Genomic DNA, 20,456 nt, shown 5'->3' with positions numbered 1-20,456 from the left:
AAATTAATGCAGTTTAGGTTCTTGCTGTGCTTGATTAAAATGGTAAAACATAAACAGAGCCGTCACTCGCGCATGCTCTACAAGCTCAGTAAATAGACGCTCGCTGTCTTCATCGATATCTTCTTCTTCGATGCCATAACTAAATGCATCGTAATGCTTAAGAATGTCAATCACATCTTCGTCCAAGTCTGCCTCGGCAACCCGCCCCGACGCACCAAAGCCATCCAAGAAGCCTTTAGACCATTCTGCAAATGCTTGCATACGTACATCAAATTCTTCTTCGTCACTCGGCATTAATAGCTTAAAATCTAAATCTTGGCCTTGAATCTGTTTTAACTCATCTTGGTAGAACCCCAAGATAGGTAATTTACTCTTATCATTCCAAGCGTCCGGTAATGCAAGATATTCTGCGCTTTCGGCCAACCATTGCTCTTTGCTTAAGCGTGCGCCTGTGCATAAGTAACCCGTTAGCCAGCCTTGCATTGCGGCAGGGGAGGCCAATGCCCCTTGGCTCAAGGCAATATTGCTATAAAGATCGAAGCGGGAGATTTTGACGGAACGATTATCAGGACTGGACATAAGCAGGCTCATACATACTAAAATACGCCATCGTATCACGGCTGTATTTGACCCACCAAGGCCACAAGATTATATTTAGCCCATCTGCCAAATAGGGTGCACAATGGATTCCCCAAGTCTTAAAGACATCAATAAAAAATTGGATGAGCTGATTAGTGTCTATCAGCGCACCAAAGACGAAAATCGTAAGCTCAAAGCTGAGACGGAATCTTGGCAACATGAGCGCCAGCGTTTGCTTCAGCAAAATGAACTTGCGCGCAATAAGATTGCTGAAATGCTGTCTCGTTTAAAATTGCTGGAGCACGAACCGAATGACTAAATCGGACTCAACAATGAGTGTAGAGCTGCTAGGCAAAGAGTACCTAGTGGCCTGCCCGCCTGAAAACCGCCAAGACTTAGAGCGTGCAGCCCAGCTATTAGATTCTCGCATGAGAGAAATCAAAGGTAAGGGCAATTTATATGGCTCAGATCGTGTCGCCATTATGGCGGCGCTAAACCTAGCCTATGATTACTTAAACGCCACTTGCGGCAGTGAAACAACGCAAAGCCAAATCAAGCAAATAAATAACAAGCTTGAAAGCGCTTTGGCACAAGAACAGCAGATGGACCTTGATGATTAGCATCTTAAAAACAGGCAAAAATCAAGGTAATTTGTATACTTTAATTCCAGAGAATGTGCGGTAAATACCTGATAACTGCGTTATAATTTATTTGCTCTCTGGGGTGTTTGCCAGTCGTTGAAGTCCTCGAGCCTTAATCATTATTTTGGAGGTTCCTAGGCATTGAGGGAGTGCATGTCCGCCTTGAGCGGAAAGCCCGATTCAGTTCTGGAACCGCCACCTTGGACCTCTCGGTTCAAGGCCTTTCTCTGACAGCGGCACAGTGGAGAGCCCTATTTTGACAACCGAATACGACCTATTAGATCGCACCAGTATTCGCCAGCACATGCGCAAAATGCGTAATCAATTGAGCCCGCAACAGCAGTTGCAAGCGGCTCGAAATTTAAGTCAAATTGTTTTTAGCCAACCTTGGTTTCAGCGCGCGCACAATATTGCGCTCTACCTTGCTAATGATGGTGAGATGGACCCTATTGTCGTAACCGAAAAAGCCCGCTACCGCAGCAAACACATTCTATTACCGAGCCTTCATCCTGCCAAAAATGGCCATCTTTGTTTTGCCCCTGATACAGGCCCAAAGATCAAAAACAAATTTGGAATTTTAGAGCCAGATCCAAAGCGCAATACGCTAATACCCGCAAAACAATTAGATGTGGTGTTTATGCCGCTCGTTGCGTTTGATGAAACCGGTGGGCGTTTAGGCATGGGAGGCGGCTTTTATGACCGCACATTTGAATTTTTAAAACAAAGTGGTCTGGGTAAGCCCAAATTAATTGGCCTAGCCCATGAATTTCAAAAAGTTAATCAGTTACCGATTGAATCTTGGGATGTGCCTTTGGATGGCATCATCACCGATAAACATGCGTACACAATAAGATAATCGAACATTAACCAAAAAAGCGTTTAGCGAATCATGTGCTGAGAAACTTGCGTGCGTACAGTTTGATCATCGCTATTGGCCGTTAAACTTGTAGCAACGGCACCCAGTACAAAGACAACACTGATGATGACCATTAAGTCAGGACGTTGAGATTTCATTTTATTAGACTCCGGCAGTTACTCTACATCCTGTAGAATTTAAGTTGCCTTAAGGTATATCCCTAAATGTGATTGTTGTTATTACTTTAGGCTGTTTCGGTATTAAACACCGTGACTAAAGTCACAGCTTGCAGCGAGTACTGGTAATGTCTTACGCAATTATTGTGCACAGTTGTAATAAGTGTAACGCTGAGGGCTTAATATGTATCTAAACCCATGTATTTGTAAAGGTGTGAAATGTCCTATTGGTTGTTAAAAAGCGAACCGGACGAATTTTCGATAACTGACTTACGTCAAAAAACGACAGCACCTTGGGACGGTGTCAGGAATTACCAAGCGCGTAACTTTATCCGCGACATGCAGCCTGGTGATTTAGCGTTTTTTTATCACTCAAGCTGTAAAGACATTGGTATAGCTGGCGTAATGAAGGTGGTCAGTCATGCTTACCCTGACCCGTTGGCAGTGGACAAAAACAGCGACTACTTCGATACAAAATCACAAACAGAAAACACATGGCTGGCCATTGATATGGCGTATCAATCCAAATTCAAGCACGTTATTAAGCTTGCCCACATTAAAACACTGGCATTAAAAGATGATCGCTTAAAAAACTTAGCATTGATTCAAAAAGGCAATCGGCTTTCAGTTATGCCTATCTCGAGTGAGCAATGGGAGTGCTTATATGCCGCAAGCGAACCAAACTAGCGCACATTGTTTAGCTCGCAGTCACGTTCTCTAGAGGCAGCGTGATTTCAAATCTCGTACCACTGCCCGGCTCGCTGGTACACTGGATACGCCCCCCTAACGCCTGTGTCACGAGGTTATAAATGATATGTGTGCCTAACCCACTGCCCCCTTGTCCACGCTTTGTCGTCACAAAAGGATCGAACAGTCGCTTAAGAATGCTTTGATCAATGCCTTGACCATTATCGTCATATGTCAGGCTTAAAACCTGATCTAAGCATCGAGCACGAATCACAATGATCCCGCCTTCGTTTGAATTAAAAGCATGGTGCAAAGAGTTCATAATCAAGTTGGTCATGATTTGCGAGATGACACCAGGGTCACAATACAAATCAAGATCATCAGGGATATCGATTTGTACTTGATGCTCAGTACGTTTTAATTTCGGCCGTAAAGAGGTCAAAATATCCTGCACATAGGATCCAAGTGCAAATAACCTGGGTTCAGCGCTGGATTGATCAATGGCAACCGATTTAAACGCTTTAACAAGGTCTGCGGCCCGACGTAAATTACTTTCAACAATCCCCGCACTTTCGAGTATGGCCGACAACATATCCGAGAACTGTTTTTTTGTCAGCGTTCCACCGTTAAATGCTTTGTTAATGCGGCCAATGCTCTCTACTAAGTGACTCACCGCCGTAATACCAACACCAATCGGTGTATTGATTTCATGCGCCACACCGGCCACAAGTTCGCCTAATGAGGCCATTTTTTCTTGTTCAACTAACTGTTGCTGTGTCACTTGCAGATTTTCTAAGCTGGCCTCTAGTTCTTTCGTTCGCTCATAGACTTTGTTTTCAAGATCGGAGTTTAATTGAACAATCTCTGTCTCTTTTTCGACTCGAAACGCTTCATGTTCTGATAGTTGCGATAACATAAAATTAAAGGCGTTGCCTAATTCACCCAGCTCATCATCGCTGACGATTTCAACCTGACGCGCGTAGTCTTGAGTATAGGCAACATCATGAACAGCCTTTGTTAGATCATTTAAAGGCGCGGCTAATTTTGACTGCAAACTGCGCGATAAAAACCAAACCACCAGCAAACTCACAAATAAAACCGGCACCATATATTTAAGAATATTAAAGCCAAAACTGGCTAAATAGTTATCGTCTTCTATTAAATACAGTCGTCCAACTTCTTCACTATCCACTAAGATAGGCAAACGTAAAATAAACTCGCCCTTGCGCCACTCCTGCACAGGGCCACGCTCATAGCTGAAGTCTGTCTGCTTTAAGCCTTCTTTCTCGTAATGGGAAAAATAACGGTAATCGGCAGGGCCATATTTTTTATAGACTATAGCCGCTTTCACCCCTTCGTCCACCGTAAGGGAGCTGAGTAACATGTTGACGGATTCCGGCTGGTCAAACACCACACCAACTGCTGCTGCGTCTGCCAATAGATTACTTTTTTGCAGCACTCGGTGTTCAAGGTTTCGTTTAAACTCCCCATAAAACCCCAGCCCAATCACCAATATGGCCAATGTCAAAACACTGATGCTCACAATATTGATGGTCAGCTGAATCTTGCCGCCAAAGCCAAGCCGGGCATACCACTGCTTCATTGATGCCCTCTAAATGTCATGTGGATAACTCCAGTTTAGTCACATAGCCTGAAAAAACTCGGTTTCTTCATTAAGAGTAGCAGCAGACTCAAAAGATATGTCTAAACTGATAGTAAACAAGGAGTCAGCATGTCCGATTCAGATCTCTTATTTGGGGGGGAAGACTCGCCAGAACAAGGCAGCGAGTCAACCTGCTCCAACCAGCCTAAATGGCGAATATTGATCATTGACGATGAAGAACAGGTTCATAAGGTCACCTCTTTAGTGCTGGGAGGGTGTAGCTTTGATCACGCAGATGTAGAGCTTTTTCATGCTTATTCGATGAAAGAGGCGCAGAAACTGCTAAAAGATGAACCTCCGTTTGCGCTTGCCCTAGTTGATGTGGTCATGGAAACCGATGATGCAGGTCTTCGATTGGTCAAATACATCCGTGAAGAGTTAAAAGATAAAGATATACGCTTGGTACTGAGAACCGGACAGCCAGGCCAAGCACCAGAAGAAACCGTCATTGAAAAATACGATATCAATGACTATAAAAACAAAACAGAGCTCACATCCACCAAACTTCGAACCTTGCTGTACAGCGCACTGCGCAGCTATCGAGACATTCAAACGATAAAAGCTAACCGCCAAGGCCTGTATAACCTTATTGAGGCCACCTCAAAAATCGTCGATACCGATCAGCTGCCTGTTTTCGCAAGCGCAGTGCTTGAGGAGATAGGTACCCTATTAAACCTAGAGGCCGATGCCGTTTGTACGCACACGCCTATTGATGCTGTCGCCGCTAAAAGTCTGCCGCAACGCTATGCCATATTAGCGGCGACTGGCAACATTAAGCAGTTACTTTCTCATTCTGAAACCAACGAATTACCAGCAGAAATCACCCATTACTTTGACCAAGCAAAGTTAGATCAGAGCAGTATTCACAATGAAGATGTCTATGTTGGCTATTACAATATCCAGTCTGCAGGGGAAAACCTGCTTTATGTACGCCCCAATGCCAAACTCAATAAAATCGGCTGCCACCTATTAGATATTTATACAAAGTGCGTCGCCATAACCCACAACAACCTGCATCAAAAAGAGGCTATTCGACAAAGTCGCCAAGAATTAGTGTATGTGCTGAGTGAGACCATTGAACGCCGCATTCCCGATGAAAGTAATCACGTACGCCGAGTCAGCAAAATGGCTTTTTTATTAGCGCAAAGCACGGGCATAAATAACAATACCTGCGAGCGCCTCAAATTGGCCGCTCCCCTTCATGATATTGGTACCATTGGTATTCCTGATCATATTTTGACAAAGCAAACACGTTACAACGAATCCGATAAACATATCATGGCTCAGCATACTGAAGTGGGCGCGAATATATTATTTAAATCAAATCGACCTGTACTCCAAATGGCCAGTCGCATTGCCGCACAACATCACGAACATTGGGATGGCACCGGGCACCCTAAAAAGCTGAAAGGCGAAGAAATAGATTTAGCCGCGCGCATTGTCACCATCGTGGATGTCATCGACGCTCTGGGTTGCCACAAGACCTACCGCCCAGCGTTTACACATTTAGAGATTATCGAGTTTTTAAAAAAAGAGTCGGGCAAATTATTTGATCCTAGCTTAACGGCCACCGCTTTAGAGCTCATGCCTGAATTTCAAAAAATTCGCTTACAATTCCCTGACAATAATTAATGTCATTATCTTACAGGCATAAAAAAACCGTTATCTTGCGATAACGGTTTTTTTATTTTTCAGCATTGCGTTCTTGTTAATCAATCTTAGTGACAAAGCTTTTCGCTAACTCTTGTCCCAATGCTTCTGCTAAGCCCTGAACCGCTTTGAACTCAGCTTGTTCACGAGAAGCTCCACTGACACCCTTCGCTTCACGAGTAAAACTGCTTAGCGTGCGCCCATTGACATCTTCAATGCTCACTTTGCCAGAGGCAAAGACAAAGAAACGACCTGACTTTTCAACCGGACGTAAGTTGGCGGCATAGCGAAAGGTTAAATGAGGCGATTGACCACTAATGCGAACACCTAAGTCGGTCAATGACTCAACTAAACCATCGCGCATTTTGCTGCCATCAGCGTTACTCGGAATTAGATTCACGACTAACGCATCAAACAACGCTTTAATACGATCTTCAACAGCCACTAGCATTTCATCTTTTGGTACACTGCGATTGTTCACATCAACTAATTGCATTTGCTCTGCCAAACGCTGACGCTGCTCAAACCATTTCAATGCGGGCATTAAACCTTGCAACTGCTTTAGAGTATCTTGGCTGCTAGGAACTTTATTGTTTAATGCGGTGATTTGCATATCAAGATCACTAATACGTTGGCGTAACTTGCTAGACGCTTTCATTCGATCTAAATGCACTAAGCTATAAGCCACTTTATTTGGCTGATCGACAAAGTTCTCTTCTACCAGCACATTGTCTAATTCCGCATTAGGAATAGTGCTTCTAATAGTGTTACGTACCGTTTTCATTAGTTGAGTCTGTTGCCCCGTTTGACGCACTTCTTGTGTGTCGACCGACAACGACCCAGAAACGGTTACTTTCAGTTTTTGCACCATGGTGACACGTGCTGCATCTTGCGCTTGTTGCAATGCACGCGCAGCATCGCCATACACAGGCGCGCTGCCGACACCATAAACATGGCCGCTCTGAACGGGCTCATTCACGACCCAATGGGGGGACCCGTCGGATTGCTTTTTACTTGGGCTACTGACACAAGCCGTTAACAATAAACTTGCCGTCACCGCGGCGACCATTAAACGCATACACTTCTACCTTGAAGGGTGGTGTTATAAACAACTCTTACTCGTAATACGGTCTTACCAACCGTAACTCGATTTCTCTTGAAGTTTTTTCAGTTTCTTCTGACCATTCCAAACTTCTTCGTTGGTTTCCATGTTGATCAACTTAAGATCCACTTGGTAAGTGGTCACACGATCACCATCTAACTGATCAACAAATGAATTGATGCTGCCAGATAACGCAAAATCAGCGGCGGTTTCATTGCCCATCGCTTTTGCTTGTTTGGCATTTAGTTCTTGATCAGCACGCTCTTCACGTACATCGGCACGCTCATCTGAGCTGGCCACAAAGCGAGCATCGCCGCTACGAATGATTGCGCGTTTTAAGTCATTCAAAAAGGTATCCGCTGAGATATGCTCATGACTTTTATTACGCACACGCTGAATAATTACAGTGGGTTTGTTACCACTGTTTTCGCGCATGTAGTCACGGATCCATGGGAATGCCAACATGTCGTTAATCATTTCTTCACTGACTAACTGAGAGTCTTTGTCATTCCATTTATCGGTTAATGCAATTTCTTGATTGGTATCAACACGGTTAACGCGAGTGCTGCCACAACCGCTTAATAAAGTGGCACATAGGCCTGCCATTACGGCGTAAGTCACTACTTTTTTCATCATTGCTTCCTTCGTGATGTACAGGTTTTATCGGTACTCATTTTAATGCACTTCGCACTATAAGCCCACTTGTTGAGTTCTCTGATTCGATTTTGTTGGGAAAGTTCGAGCTTTCCATAACGTCATCTCACCAGGTGTGATTTCAATTTGCTTGGTTTGAGTTTGTGTTTGCCCTTTCGCTGGCTCACTTTTTAGGGTCACGGTATGTGTGCCCGGTGCCAATGGAATACGGGTGATTTTTATTTGGTCCGGTAATAGCAACCAGTTACGGGTTTCCGCCACTGAGCTGGCATTGGCTGCGATTTTACCTAAAAAGCCCAAGACAGCACCAGCGTCGCCCCCAACTGAGGCCGCTTTTGCTGCGGTTAAGTTTTTAAACGCTTCGCGAGCCATAGACTCTTGAATATCAACACTTGAATCGAGTAGTTGCTGCTGAACCGCAAGGTGTGCAACTGATTGGCCCGATATTAGCGGATAACTACTGCCACCCACGTTTAGGCTTGATGCGCCTGCACCTGTGTATGACGTAACACGATAATAAGGTACCGTAATGCGCATGCCTTGTTTCAGTACCTCTACCAAGCCCAAGCCATCGGCCACATCCCAAAGTGGACCTAAATATTCACGCTTCACCATAGAGTATTGCAGCAAGGCCGGAATCACCCGTCCTTCATATACAGCGCTCATCACATCCGTAATACCTTTATCTGCATATAAGGCATAAAACCAAAACCGTTGGTCTAATTGACGACTACGATCACCTGTCAATATAGGGTGGATCACCACTTGACGGGTGTTCACATCCGCGGTTAACAGCATGTTCATTTCATCACGCTCAGGCACCATACCAGTATGCTCAAGCACCACTAAGTGACCCATTTCGTTAAAGTCTTTTAATAGCTGACGCTTATCTTTGCTTAATTTACTTTGGCTTAATTGCGGCCATTCATTACGCCAGCCACCGGCTTTTTGCATCATCCGAATGGTGTCAAACCAAGCTTGTTCGGTCATGTCTTTTTTAAGGCCGTACTGTTCTTGGTAGCCGCCTTCATAAAGTGACGCCGATTTTTGATACGCGACGCGCGCGTCGTCATATTCTTTATGCTGCTCGTAAATAATACCCGCTAGGTAATGACCAAACGCATCGTTACGGTACACAATCTTATCACGATCAATAATCTCGCCTGTCAGTTTATTAAAGATGCGCATCAACTTAGAAAACATGGATTTTTCACGATCCGCTTGTTCTTGATAGCTGCCTTTTTGAGCCTCTATGTCTCTCAGTACCATATCCATGCGTCGGCTTTCTATGCGAGCACCTTCTAGCGCGCGCTCACGCACTTTGGCATCTGTGCTATCCAGTGCCAGCATTAAGTAGTTAAGGGCTTTATAATAATTGATAAACACACGCTCAAAATTCGATGCGCGGTAAGGACCTTGACGAGGGTTGGTCATGGCGGTTGTCAACATGTCGCTGACACGCTTGGTGTATAAGTCTTCTGAGATTCGTTCGGCTGACTCAAGTAATCGAGTGGATTTTTCATAATCACCGGCTAAGTGATACACCATACCTAGCTCGGTATAATACAGCAGACGATCATCCCCTTTTGGGTCTAACGCTTTTTCAAAAGCCCCTGCTGCATCTTTATATTTGCCCTGTTGCGTTAGGTCTAAACCTTTACGAACATCTTGTCCATAAGTGGCACAGCCCACCAGCCATAGACTGATGCATACCAGCATTATGTGTTTTAACGACCTAAGCATGACTACTTCGCTCCATGAATTTATTATTAAAATAATTATTAGCCACGCAGTTTAACGACTATTGATTCTAAGTACTAGGTTTGGCAAGGCCCTTTAAACAAGCGGGGTCAAAGCCGATAAGACTTGCTTGAGTTTAACGGATTCTTCATTCGCTAAATGGTGGCGGCCTTGTTCCACAAAGGTCACATCAAAGCCTTTAAACTTTTCTTCTAATACCAGCATGTTATGGCGGTAATCGACGGTGCCATCTTGTGTCCCTTGTATGACATGAATGTCTAAATCCACAGGCTGGCTTGACTCAATAAACTGAATCCATTTTTTTAGCGCCCCGACCCAGCTGGTTTTCAAAAATAATGGCTGTAATGGATCAGACGTACTAATAAAAGAAAGGAAATCCAAATTATGTGAGTTTTGTGCAAATTCACGCTTAAGCTGTTTCACAAACGGGCGAGCCACATAATAAAATAACTTAGAGATTTTCCAACGCACAGGGCGCACCAAGGGTGCCATTAAAAAAACGTTTGCAAAGGGGCTGTTGGTTTTATTAATACCGCGACTTAACAAATAATTAATAATCACAGCGCCACCCGTACTTTGGCCTAACACCACAAGTGGAGCCGGCAGCTCTTTTTGCACCCACTCTAACGCCGCACAAAATACCTCATCGTATTGGCGAAACGATTGAATCCCCGCCCGCTCTCCCGTGCTTAAACCGTGACCCGGTAAATCATAGCTAAATACACTGAACCCCTGCGATAGGCAGTGCTCGATAATATGATTATACAAACCTACATGATCGTAATATCCGTGAACCAGTAGCAACGTCCCTTTTGATTCAGGCAATACAAACACATGGCCACTGATCGTAAAATCCGCTACGTCGAAAGAACCCACGACATGCTGTAAGCCAATAAATTGGGTTTCTAAATCTAACCCATAGTGGCGATTATATAAATTAATGAACTCTGGCATATCTTTACCGAGCAAATCGATACTCAAAGGCGGTATTTGCCCCTGTACTTGCTCTGGCGTCCATTTCATTTCAACACCTGATTCATTCATCACTTGCATTACTGAGTCCCTACGATCACAGATATATTGAGTTTAGCTGACCATTCTTTCAATTTGATAAAACTTATTTATGGATTTGATGTGCTGCTAATGCTTGCCCATGCACATCGATAAATTCTTTAGGCATTCGCGCTGGCCGACCACTTTTTAAATCAATACACGCATAAAAAGACTGCGCTCTTATAATGGTTTTATGATCGCTTAATCGTACCAACTGAAATTTGCGCGAAGAGGTTACGCGCTGATCGCTATCACTGATCCAAGTCGCTAAGATTAGCTCATCATTGACATAGGATGCAGCCAAATAGTCGATTTCGGTACGGGTAATGGCCATTGCCCGTGACAGCCTTTCATGCATGGGCCAGTCCATACCTAAATACTCAATATGCTGCCAACTGATTTGCTCAAGCCACTTCAAATACACTTGGTTATTTGTATGACCCAAGCGATCGGTTTCATTCACTTGGACCACAATATTCATCAAGAATGGATTGTCTAAATCCCATTTAATGTCTTGTCTCATCTTGTCGCTCTTGTGTTTTAAATCACCATAACCAAAAACGCCTGCATCTGCAGGCGTTTTTGTTATTCAACCATCAAAGCGTGAATTACTTAACTTGTGGGTTAAGTTCACCAGACTGATAACGATCAAACATAGCATCTAACGACAATGCTTTCATTTTAGACGCATTACCGGCTGTGCCGAACGCTTCATAGCGAGCCACACAGATTTCTTGCATCGCTTTAACAGACGCAGAGAAATATTTACGTGGGTCAAATTCGCTTGGGTTTTCAGCCAAAAACTTACGAATCGCACCGGTAGACGCTAAACGTAAATCGGTATCGATGTTTACTTTACGCACGCCGTGCTTGATGCCTTCAACGATTTGCTCAACCGGCACACCGTAAGTCTCAGGAATCTCACCACCAAATTCATTGATGATCGCTAACCACTCTTGTGGCACAGAAGACGAGCCGTGCATAACAAGGTGAGTATTTGGAATACGCTTGTGGATCTCTTTAATACGGTCAACCGCAAGAATGTCGTCCGTTGGTGGACGCGTAAATTTGTAAGCACCGTGAGACGTACCGCAAGCAATGGCCAAAGCATCCACTTGAGTCTGCTTAACAAAGTCAGCCGCTTCTTCTGGGTCTGTTAGCATTTGATCCATGCTTAACGTACCTTCAGCGCCAACGCCGTCTTCTTCACCGGCTTGGCCAGTCTCTAAAGAACCCAACACACCTAACTCACCCTCAACCGACACACCACAACCATGGGCCATTTCAACGGTGCGACGAGTCACATCAACATTGTACTCGTAAGACATTGGGGTTTTGCCGTCTTCGCCTAGAGAGCCATCCATCATCACTGATGAGAAACCTAACTGGATAGAACGCTGACACACAGTAGGAGACGCGCCGTGGTCTTGGTGCATACACACTGGAATGTGTGGGAACTCTTCAATGGCCGCCAAAATCAGGTGACGCAAGAAAGGGGCGCCTGCGTATTTGCGAGCACCCGCAGACGCCTGCACGATAACCGGAGAATCCGTTAGATCCGCCGCCATCATGATGGCACGCATTTGCTCTAAGTTGTTTACGTTAAACGCTGGTACACCGTAGCCGTATTCGGCCGCGTGATCCAACATTTGGCGTAGGGAAATAAGTGCCATGTGTAAGTCCTCTATTTTAAAACGGGAGACGTTGGATGGGAGATGAGAGATGAAACTCCATCCTGCATCAAACGCTTAAATTTAATTGTGATCCATTCTACTCATTAAGCAGAATTTCTAAAGTCTTTCTGAGATGAGGGGTACCTTTCATCTCAGATAACCCATCTCTTATTCAGCAGCGCGCTTTTCTAAAATCGCAACAGCTGGTAAAACCTTACCTTCAACAAATTCAAGGAAAGCACCGCCACCCGTTGAAATATAGGATACTTTATCGGCAATATTGTACTTATCCACAGCCGCTAGCGTGTCACCGCCGCCCGCAATCGAGAAGCCTTGGCTTTCAGCAATGGCCAGTGCTAGCGCCTTAGTGCCTTCACCAAATTGGTCAAATTCGAATACGCCAACAGGGCCGTTCCAGATAATGGTTTTGGCTTCTTTTAGTTGTTCGGCTAATGCTTTGGCAGAATCAGGGCCAATGTCGAAAATCATGTCGTCTTCTGTTACATCGTCAGCTGACTTCAACGTTGCTTCTGCGTCTTCGGCAAATTTCTTCGCACATACTACGTCTGTCGGTAAAGGGATAGACACTTTTTCCATCAGCGCTTTGGCCTGTGGCACTAAGTCTTCTTCGTACAAAGACTTGCCTACAGGCTTACCAGCAGCGGCCAAGAACGTATTAGCGATGCCGCCGCCTACGATAATTTGGTCACATAAATCAGACAAGCTTTCGAGTACGTCAAGTTTAGTCGATACTTTTGAGCCACCAACAATTGCCACTAATGGACGCTCAGGTTTGTCCAATGCTTTACCAAGTGCATCTAATTCAGCTGCGAGTAACGGGCCAGCACAGGCAATTGGTGCAAATTTAGCTACACCATGAGTAGACGCTTGCGCGCGGTGCGCAGTTCCAAATGCATCCATAACAAACACATCACAAAGTGCTGCGTAAGCTTTGGCTAGATCGTCTGCGTCTTTTTTCTCGCCTTTGTTAAAGCGTACGTTTTCTAGTAATACTAATTCGCCATCGGCAACGTCAACGCCCGCTGCAAAATCTTTGATAACAGGGACATCTTTGCCAAGCGCGTCGCTTAAGTAATTAGCCACTGGTTGCATTGAGAATTTTTCTTCGTACTCGCCTTCGGTTGGACGACCAAGGTGTGACATAACAATCACTTTCGCGCCCGCTTCAAGCGCAAATTTAATGGTTGGCATGGCAGCACGTAAACGCGCATCAGACGATACCTTGCCATCTTTAATGGGTACGTTTAGGTCTTCACGAATTAGAACCTTTTTTCCTTTAAGGTCTTGATCGGCCATTCTCAAAACGGTCATGTCTTTTTCCTATTTTATAACTTTTAAAATTTCTATTTTTTGTGGGAGAGCGCTCAGATTCCCCTTCCGCGAAGCGGATGTTTTGGGTATGCGCGCGACAAATTACGGTAAATTCGTCGCGCGCAAGCGCCCTCCCACATTTAAGTTTTTATCACTTTATATTCTGTTTGAACTGAGTATTTTGCAACGCATCTACCATGCGATTGGCAAAACCCCATTCGTTATCAAACCAGATTAATAATTTTAATAAGCGATCACCGCTTACTCGAGTTTGCGTACCATCGATCACACCGCTGCGCGCGTCATGATTAAAATCAACCGACGCATGGGGCTCATTACTAAAACCAATCAAGCCTCTTAAATCGGCTAAACTGTGCTGCTTTAATAATGTATTAATTTGTTCTGCGGTTATTTTATTTTTCAGCTGCAAGGTTAAGTCCATGGCCGACACATTTAATGTGGGCACACGCAAATGCAAACTTTCAATGCAACCGTCTAAATGAGGCATGATCCGCGCAATGCCTTTTGGCAATGCGGTATCCACTGGAATAATACTGGCGACAGCGGCACGAGTTCGGCGTAAGTCACTTGAATAGGCGTCAATCACTGGCTGGTCATTCATGGCAGAGTGGATCGTAGTGCTCACGCCGCTTTCAATACCAAAGTGTTCATCGAGTATGGCCATAACCGGTAAGACGCAATTCGTTGAACACGAGCCAACAGATACAATTTTATGAGTGACGGCTAAGTTGTTTTGATTCACGCCGGCAATCAAGGTGAAATCCACATCGCTTTCACCAGGTTGGCTTAACAATACTTTTTTTGCACCTTGATCTAAATGAGGTTGCAACTGCTCTTGGTTTTTAAACTGACCTGTGCACTCTAAAACCACATTGGCGTGTAACTTTTTCCAAGGTAAGTTTTCAATGTCGGCTTCATGCAAGATTTGAATATCCCGTGCAATGCCTTGGCCATCGGTAATGGTCAGTACATCTTCATTAACCATCACATCAAATGGGAAGCGTCCGTGGGTGCTATCATAACGCAGCATGTAGCTAATGGTGTCACAATCCGCCAGCTCATTAATGGCTACGATCTCAATCTCGTTTTGTAAATTACGTTCATAGATTGACCGCAGGACACAGCGCCCAATACGACCAAAACCGTTGATTGCAATTTTTAGAGACATAAAGCTAGGTTACTCAACCAAAAACATTTATAGGTGCCGCTGTGGGAGGGCGCTTGCGCGCGATGAGATACTATTTAAAGCTCATCGCGCGCAAGCGCCCTCCCACAAATGGATGCATTTTCTAACAAATAAAAACGCCCAGGTGTTATCACAAGAGAGCTTCAGAAGCGTCATGAGCGCAGCTTAGTCAAGGCGAAAATAATTTTTTGTAATGCGCCCTTTCGAACAACTAATGCCCTTCGGGGTGCCTATGTCACCATCATAAAATTATTTTCAACGCCGTATAAGCAAGCGCAATAGCTTCTTTACAGAGTACCTTCAACGGCGGCAACGACTGCTTCAGTGGTAAAGCCAAAGTGCTTCATCAAGTCGGCAATTGGCGCTGACTCACCAAACGTTTCCATGCCTACAACTGCGCCATTTAGGCCAACAAACTTGTACCAATAATCTTTGTGCGCCGCTTCCACTGCTACACGGGCAGTAATGGCCGCTGGCAATACAGATTCAATGTACGCCGCATCTTGTTTGCAGAAAATTTCAGCACATGGCATTGAAACAACACGTACTGGCGTGCCTTTGGCTTCAAGTGCCGCGGCAGCATCAACAGCCAAACCGATTTCAGAACCCGTGGCAATGATGATGGCTTTGGCGTTTGCTGCATCTTTAAGAATATAGCCACCTTTGTTGATGTCAGCGACTTGCGCCGCTGTACGGTCTTGGTGTGGCAAACCTTGACGAGAATAAATCATCGCCGTTGGGCCATCCGCACGCTCGACGGCGTTTTTCCAAGCAACCGCTGATTCAACCGCATCGCATGGGCGCCATGTGTTTAGGTTTGGCGTCGTACGTAAATTAGTTAACTGCTCAACTGGTTGGTGAGTCGGGCCGTCTTCACCCAAACCAATAGAGTCGTGGGTGTAAACGTGAATGGCACGTTGCTGCATAAGTGCGGCCATGCGAATCGCGTTACGCGCGTATTCCATGAACATTAAGAAGGTTGCGCCGTAGGCAACAAAACCTTTGTGCAATGCCACACCGTTCATGATGGCGCTCATACCGAATTCGCGTACGCCGTAGAACATGTAATTGCCTGATGCATCGGTAGCGGATACACCTCTGGCTTCTGGCCATAATGTTAGGTTAGAACCGGCAAGGTCAGCAGAGCCACCTAGAATCTCAGGTAGCTCAGGTGCGAATGCTTTAATCGCATTTTGAGACGCTTTACGCGAAGCAATGCTTTCGCCTTTTTCTTGGCATTCTTGAATGAAAGCATCGGCTTTTGCAGAGAAGTCAGCTGGTAAGTCGCCTTTCATACGACGGGTATATTCAGCCGCTTCTGCTGGGAAGGCTTTCGCATAGGCAGCGAATTTGTCGTTCCATGCCGCTTCTTTGGCTGCGCCTTTGTCTTTCGCGCTCCAGCCTACGTATACATCGTCAGGGACTTCGAAAGAACCGTGGTTCCAACCTAGGCGCTCTTTGGTTAATTTGATTTCGTCGTCACCTAGTGGCGCGCCGTGGCAATCTTCTTTGCCTTCTTTGTTTGGTGAGCCAAAACCAATGATGGTTTTACAGCAAATAAGCGTTGGCTTGTTGGCTTCTGCTTTACCTGCCTGAATCGCTGCTTCTAATGCCGCTGCGTCATGACCATCAACCGCAGGAATAACCTGCCAACCGTAAGATTCGAAACGCTTAACCGTATCGTCCGTGAACCAACCTTCTACTTCACCATCGATCGAAATACCGTTGTCATCGTAAAACGCGATCAACTTACCCAAGCCCAGCGTACCAGCTAGCGAGCAAGACTCATGGGAAATACCTTCCATCATGCAGCCGTCACCTAGGAACACATAGGTGTTGTGATCAACGATGTCGTGTCCTGGTTTATTAAATTGTGCAGCTAGGATTTTTTCTGCTAACGCCATGCCCACGCCGTTAGCAATACCTTGGCCTAATGGGCCAGTGGTGGTTTCGATACCCGGTGCGTAACCGTATTCTGGGTGACCAGGGGTTTTAGAGTGCATTTGACGAAATTGCTTAAGATCATCAATGCTTAATTCGTAGCCCGTTAGGTGCAATAAAGAGTAAATCAGCATTGAGCCATGGCCGTTAGACAATACAAAACGGTCACGGTCGAACCAATCAGGGTTAGCTGGGTTATGGTTCATATGGTCATTCCATAGAACTTCAGCAATATCCGCCATGCCCATTGGGGCACCTGGATGGCCTGATTTTGCTTTCTGTACGGCATCCATACTCAATGCACGTATCGCGTTGGCCAGCTGACGACGGTCTGTCATGGAGTGACTCCTGATCATTTGATCTTTAAAAGGCAGTAAGAAAAAGCTTACTGCTGGGCACAATAATAAAGGGGGCGTATTATCCCTGAGAATGGCTAATTCATCAATGAAGTATGGGATCATATCTAGCTTTTCATCGAGTAATCGGTCAGTGTTACAAATGGAATAAAAACAACAAGGGAATGATCATGAAATACCCCGCAGTACTCGCGCTAATGTCCATATTAGGGGCAACTGCCTATGCCGACAGCGAATATGACGAATGGCTTAAACAAAACGCCATGGATATGGGCGAAGCCAAGCAAGAATTCCAAGATTATATGGACGCCGAAGACAAAGCCTTTTTAGGCTTTTTAAAGCAACAATGGAAAGCCGTTGAGGTTAAAAAGCCAGTGGTATTGGATAGTAAACCCAAGCCTGTACTTCTGCCCAAAGCCCCTAAACCCATTGATGATAAACCCGTTGCAGACAAATCGCCGATTATTGAGCCCATTGTCATCGCAAAGCCGGTCAAGCCAGAAACAAAGCCACAGCCGCCAAAACCAGCACCGCCTAGCGCTAATGCCATCGAGGTAGTGTTGTTTGGTCATACACTTAACTTGCTCGAAGACAACAAGCTAAAACAAACCTTTAACGGAAAAATGAGTAACGATAATATTGCTGATTTTTACGCCGCACTTGCAAGCGCGCCCCATGAAAAAGTCATTAACGACTTAACCCAAACCGCTCAGCAACTCAAGCTCAATCCTTGGGGCACCGCCGTATTGTTCCACCGTTATGTACAAGCGCTCAGCGTAAGTGGTCATAACGCTCAACAACTCACCACATGGTACTTGTTGGTAAAAGCCGGGTTTGATGCCCGTATTGCGTTCAATCAAAACGCCTTTCTATTGATGCCCTCTAAACAAGCTTTATTCGGAGTCACCTATTTTACCTTTAGCGGCACACGTTTTTATGCCGTCAATTTAGATGGTAAAAAACTCAATACAGGCCGTGCTTACACCTATGATGGCAAATACGCAGGCGCCAACACACCACTGGACTTTGATAACAACCAACAACTGTTAGCATCAGACCAAATCAAACAAAAAGACTTAAGCTTTAAATATCAAGGGCAAACGCACAACATCCAACTGCATTATGATCTTGGGCAGATAGAACTGGCTAAAACCACACCCCAGCTGGCCATTAGCCAATATGCTCACGAAGGCCTACCGCAAAGCACAGCGGATGAACTTCTGTCTCAACTCGTGCCACTTGTCAAAGGCAAAAGCGAACAAGACGCGGTGAATTTATTATTACGCTTTGTGCAAACGGCATTTAAATACAAAACCGATGAACTACAATTTCGTGAAGAAAATTACCTGTATCCGGTAGAAACCCTGCACTATCCATATAGTGATTGCGAGGATCGTGCGGCCTTGTTTGCATGGCTTACAAAACGCCTACTTAAGCTTGACGTTGTTTTATTAGATTACCCTGGCCACATTGCTGCAGCCGTGGCATTAAACGGAAAAGTCACCGGTGATAGCTGGGAACTTAACGGGCGTCGCTATACCGTTACAGACCCCAACCTACATTAACGCAAGTGCTGGCATGACGATGCCTAACTTAAAAATGTACACACCTAAGCTGCTGACGTTTTAAGTGATTTAAATTTACTCATTTTTGTTCACCCAAAAATGCGTAATACCACTTAATACTGAACATAAAAAAACGCCTCACTTGAGGCGTTTTTTATAACATCGTTTCTTTTCAATATCAGAGCGTAATATTACTGACGTTCACTGGGTAGCGCAGGAAAACCGCGCAGATCGTATTCAGCCGTTTGCGGTTGCGGCTTTTCAGGCTGTAAATACACCATGCCCGCCAATACCATAGCTAAAAAGCTACCAAAAAATAAAATGCTCATTGCGTTTCTCTTGTTCATAGCGATCCCTCTTTTGTTATTTTTATTATCGGCCTTCGTCGGCATAACTTGATGTATAACACACACTTACACAGTGAGATAATGACTTTAAGTTATAACTATTTTTTATAAGCACACCCCGCCTCGCCTGCTATGTATGTTTTTGCGCTATTACCCACAAAGGATCTATATTAAAATATTTTAATATAGATCTTGGCATTGCCTAACTAGGGTGATACCTTTACGCATCTATTAATCATTAGGTGTGCGGTGTGCCAGTCAACGACCCAAGCACAAACATCGAGAATCTTGCTCTGCTAAACAAAGCAACTGGCGACAGCCTGCGTTTACAGATTCTACAATTATTAGAACAAGACTCGTTTGGCGTATTAGAACTGGCCGATATTTTTGATGTAAGCCAATCTCGTATGAGCCATCACCTTAAGATTTTAGCCAGCGCACAGTTAGTAAGTACTCGTCGCGAAGGTAACTCCATTTTTTACAGGCGCACGTTGTTAAATGGTGCTGAACTGGATGACGTGCGCAACAGTATATTTGTCGCCATTGACGCAATGCCTTGGCATGACACGTTAAGAAACGGTTTAAACAATATTTACACCGAGCGCGGCCAGCAAAGCCAACTGTTCTTTGAGAAACATGCTGGTAAATTTACCGATATTACCGACTTGATTGCAGGGTACGAGCATTACGCCGAAAGCCTTGAAGAAGTATTAAAAACCATCGAATTACCAAAAAGTGCCCACGCCATGGAAGTTGGACCGGGCCAAGGCGGATTTTTAAAACCATTAAGTGAACGTTTTGCGACGGTTTATGCATTAGATAATTCACCAGCTATGCTGGAATTAGCCAAGCAACATCGGCCATTAGCAAATGTAGAGTTTGTTTTAGGCGAACCATTTGATGCCGTTACACGTAACATAACCGTGGATCTATTGGCCTTTAATATGGTGGTACACCATATTCCCGCGCCAGCAGAGGCCTTAACCGCTTCTGCAAAGTTATTAAATAAAAACGGTTATTTACTCATTACAGACCTATGCCCACACGACCAAAACTGGGTAAAAGAAAGCTGCGGTGATGTATGGCTAGGACTCGACCCAGAAGAAGTAAAATACTGGGCCAAAGCAGCAGGATTAACCCACCAACATCAAGTATTTGTTGGTTTACGAAATGGATTTCAAATCCAAATTCAATTATTTAAAAAACCTTAGAA

The 20,456-nt window shown here is 44.8% G+C and carries 20 protein-coding genes and 1 other RNA gene; 8 read left to right on the top strand and 13 right to left on the bottom strand.

Going from position 1 to position 20,456, the window contains the following annotated elements; translation table 11 throughout:
* Positions 1–3: 3 nt before the first annotated feature.
* Positions 4–579 carry a UPF0149 family protein gene (locus ACU6U9_RS07235; RefSeq protein ID WP_446734364.1) on the bottom strand — a complete coding sequence of 192 codons (576 nt, stop codon included), beginning with the start codon at positions 577–579 and terminating at the stop codon, positions 4–6.
* Positions 580–682: 103 nt separating this feature from the next.
* Here ACU6U9_RS07235 and ACU6U9_RS07230 point away from each other — a divergent pair, with 103 nt between their 5' ends.
* From ACU6U9_RS07230 to ACU6U9_RS07215, 4 genes are all read left to right on the top strand, one after another.
* Complete coding sequence (locus tag ACU6U9_RS07230) at positions 683–898, top strand: TIGR02449 family protein (protein ID WP_446734363.1); 216 nt, start codon at positions 683–685, stop codon at positions 896–898.
* 13 nt (positions 899–911) lie between these two features.
* On the top strand, positions 912–1,199 hold the full coding sequence (locus ACU6U9_RS07225) for a cell division protein ZapA (RefSeq protein WP_446734362.1): 288 nt from the start codon (positions 912–914) through the stop codon (positions 1,197–1,199).
* 92 nt (positions 1,200–1,291) lie between these two features.
* Positions 1,292–1,472: non-coding RNA, 6S RNA (gene ssrS / locus ACU6U9_RS07220), on the top strand.
* A gap of 4 nt (positions 1,473–1,476) precedes the next feature.
* Positions 1,477–2,076 carry a 5-formyltetrahydrofolate cyclo-ligase gene (locus ACU6U9_RS07215; RefSeq protein ID WP_446734361.1) on the top strand — a complete coding sequence of 200 codons (600 nt, stop codon included), beginning with the start codon at positions 1,477–1,479 and terminating at the stop codon, positions 2,074–2,076.
* A 23-nt stretch (positions 2,077–2,099) separates the two neighbouring features.
* Here the strand turns inward: ACU6U9_RS07215 and ACU6U9_RS07210 are convergent, their stop codons facing one another.
* Complete coding sequence (locus ACU6U9_RS07210; protein ID WP_446734360.1) at positions 2,100–2,234, bottom strand: hypothetical protein; 135 nt, start codon at positions 2,232–2,234, stop codon at positions 2,100–2,102.
* Positions 2,235–2,471: 237 nt separating this feature from the next.
* On the opposite strand from ACU6U9_RS07210, the gene ACU6U9_RS07205 reads away from it, so the two are divergent.
* Positions 2,472–2,939 (top strand): EVE domain-containing protein, encoded by a 468-nt coding sequence (locus tag ACU6U9_RS07205; RefSeq protein WP_446734359.1) that lies wholly within the window; start codon positions 2,472–2,474, stop codon positions 2,937–2,939.
* Positions 2,940–2,949: 10 nt separating this feature from the next.
* Here ACU6U9_RS07205 and ACU6U9_RS07200 read toward each other — a convergent pair whose 3' ends face one another.
* Complete coding sequence (locus tag ACU6U9_RS07200; RefSeq protein WP_446734358.1) at positions 2,950–4,542, bottom strand: ATP-binding protein; 1,593 nt, start codon at positions 4,540–4,542, stop codon at positions 2,950–2,952.
* A 129-nt stretch (positions 4,543–4,671) separates the two neighbouring features.
* Between ACU6U9_RS07200 and ACU6U9_RS07195 the strand changes: the two genes are divergently transcribed.
* A complete protein-coding gene (locus ACU6U9_RS07195) occupies positions 4,672–6,234 on the top strand; it encodes a DUF3369 domain-containing protein (protein ID WP_446734357.1) in 1,563 nt (520 codons plus the stop codon).
* A gap of 76 nt (positions 6,235–6,310) precedes the next feature.
* Here the strand turns inward: ACU6U9_RS07195 and ACU6U9_RS07190 are convergent, their stop codons facing one another.
* The 9 genes from ACU6U9_RS07190 to tkt all read right to left on the bottom strand — a co-directional run bounded on the left by ACU6U9_RS07190 (position 6,311) and on the right by tkt (position 17,313).
* Positions 6,311–7,330 carry a hypothetical protein gene (locus ACU6U9_RS07190; protein WP_446734356.1) on the bottom strand — a complete coding sequence of 340 codons (1,020 nt, stop codon included), beginning with the start codon at positions 7,328–7,330 and terminating at the stop codon, positions 6,311–6,313.
* 54 nt (positions 7,331–7,384) lie between these two features.
* A complete protein-coding gene (locus ACU6U9_RS07185; RefSeq protein WP_446734355.1) occupies positions 7,385–7,987 on the bottom strand; it encodes a penicillin-binding protein activator LpoB in 603 nt (200 codons plus the stop codon).
* A 57-nt stretch (positions 7,988–8,044) separates the two neighbouring features.
* Positions 8,045–9,751, bottom strand: a complete 1,707-nt coding sequence (locus ACU6U9_RS07180; protein WP_446734354.1) for a hypothetical protein — start codon at positions 9,749–9,751, stop codon at positions 8,045–8,047.
* A gap of 93 nt (positions 9,752–9,844) precedes the next feature.
* On the bottom strand, positions 9,845–10,822 hold the full coding sequence (locus ACU6U9_RS07175) for an alpha/beta hydrolase (protein ID WP_446734353.1): 978 nt from the start codon (positions 10,820–10,822) through the stop codon (positions 9,845–9,847).
* A gap of 64 nt (positions 10,823–10,886) precedes the next feature.
* A complete protein-coding gene (locus ACU6U9_RS07170) occupies positions 10,887–11,333 on the bottom strand; it encodes an acyl-CoA thioesterase (RefSeq protein ID WP_446735070.1) in 447 nt (148 codons plus the stop codon).
* Between the two features lie 97 nt (positions 11,334–11,430).
* Complete coding sequence (gene fba, locus ACU6U9_RS07165) at positions 11,431–12,495, bottom strand: class II fructose-bisphosphate aldolase (RefSeq protein WP_446734352.1); 1,065 nt, start codon at positions 12,493–12,495, stop codon at positions 11,431–11,433.
* Between the two features lie 168 nt (positions 12,496–12,663).
* A complete protein-coding gene (locus tag ACU6U9_RS07160) occupies positions 12,664–13,827 on the bottom strand; it encodes a phosphoglycerate kinase (RefSeq protein ID WP_446734351.1) in 1,164 nt (387 codons plus the stop codon).
* Positions 13,828–13,978: 151 nt separating this feature from the next.
* A complete protein-coding gene (locus ACU6U9_RS07155; RefSeq protein ID WP_446734350.1) occupies positions 13,979–15,016 on the bottom strand; it encodes a type I glyceraldehyde-3-phosphate dehydrogenase in 1,038 nt (345 codons plus the stop codon).
* 305 nt (positions 15,017–15,321) lie between these two features.
* A complete protein-coding gene (gene tkt, locus ACU6U9_RS07150) occupies positions 15,322–17,313 on the bottom strand; it encodes a transketolase (protein ID WP_446735069.1) in 1,992 nt (663 codons plus the stop codon).
* Positions 17,314–17,501: 188 nt separating this feature from the next.
* Here tkt and ACU6U9_RS07145 point away from each other — a divergent pair, with 188 nt between their 5' ends.
* On the top strand, positions 17,502–18,896 hold the full coding sequence (locus ACU6U9_RS07145) for a hypothetical protein (protein ID WP_446734349.1): 1,395 nt from the start codon (positions 17,502–17,504) through the stop codon (positions 18,894–18,896).
* A 191-nt stretch (positions 18,897–19,087) separates the two neighbouring features.
* Here ACU6U9_RS07145 and ACU6U9_RS07140 read toward each other — a convergent pair whose 3' ends face one another.
* Positions 19,088–19,243 carry a hypothetical protein gene (locus ACU6U9_RS07140; RefSeq protein WP_446734348.1) on the bottom strand — a complete coding sequence of 52 codons (156 nt, stop codon included), beginning with the start codon at positions 19,241–19,243 and terminating at the stop codon, positions 19,088–19,090.
* 251 nt (positions 19,244–19,494) lie between these two features.
* Here ACU6U9_RS07140 and ACU6U9_RS07135 point away from each other — a divergent pair, with 251 nt between their 5' ends.
* Positions 19,495–20,454 (top strand): metalloregulator ArsR/SmtB family transcription factor, encoded by a 960-nt coding sequence (locus tag ACU6U9_RS07135; protein WP_446734347.1) that lies wholly within the window; start codon positions 19,495–19,497, stop codon positions 20,452–20,454.
* The last annotated feature ends 2 nt before the right edge of the window (positions 20,455–20,456 follow it).

The organism is Pseudomonas sp. HK3 (genome assembly GCF_052920985.1).
Note: the sequence above shows the minus strand (reverse complement) of the source record. Positions and strands in the feature narration are given on the sequence as shown.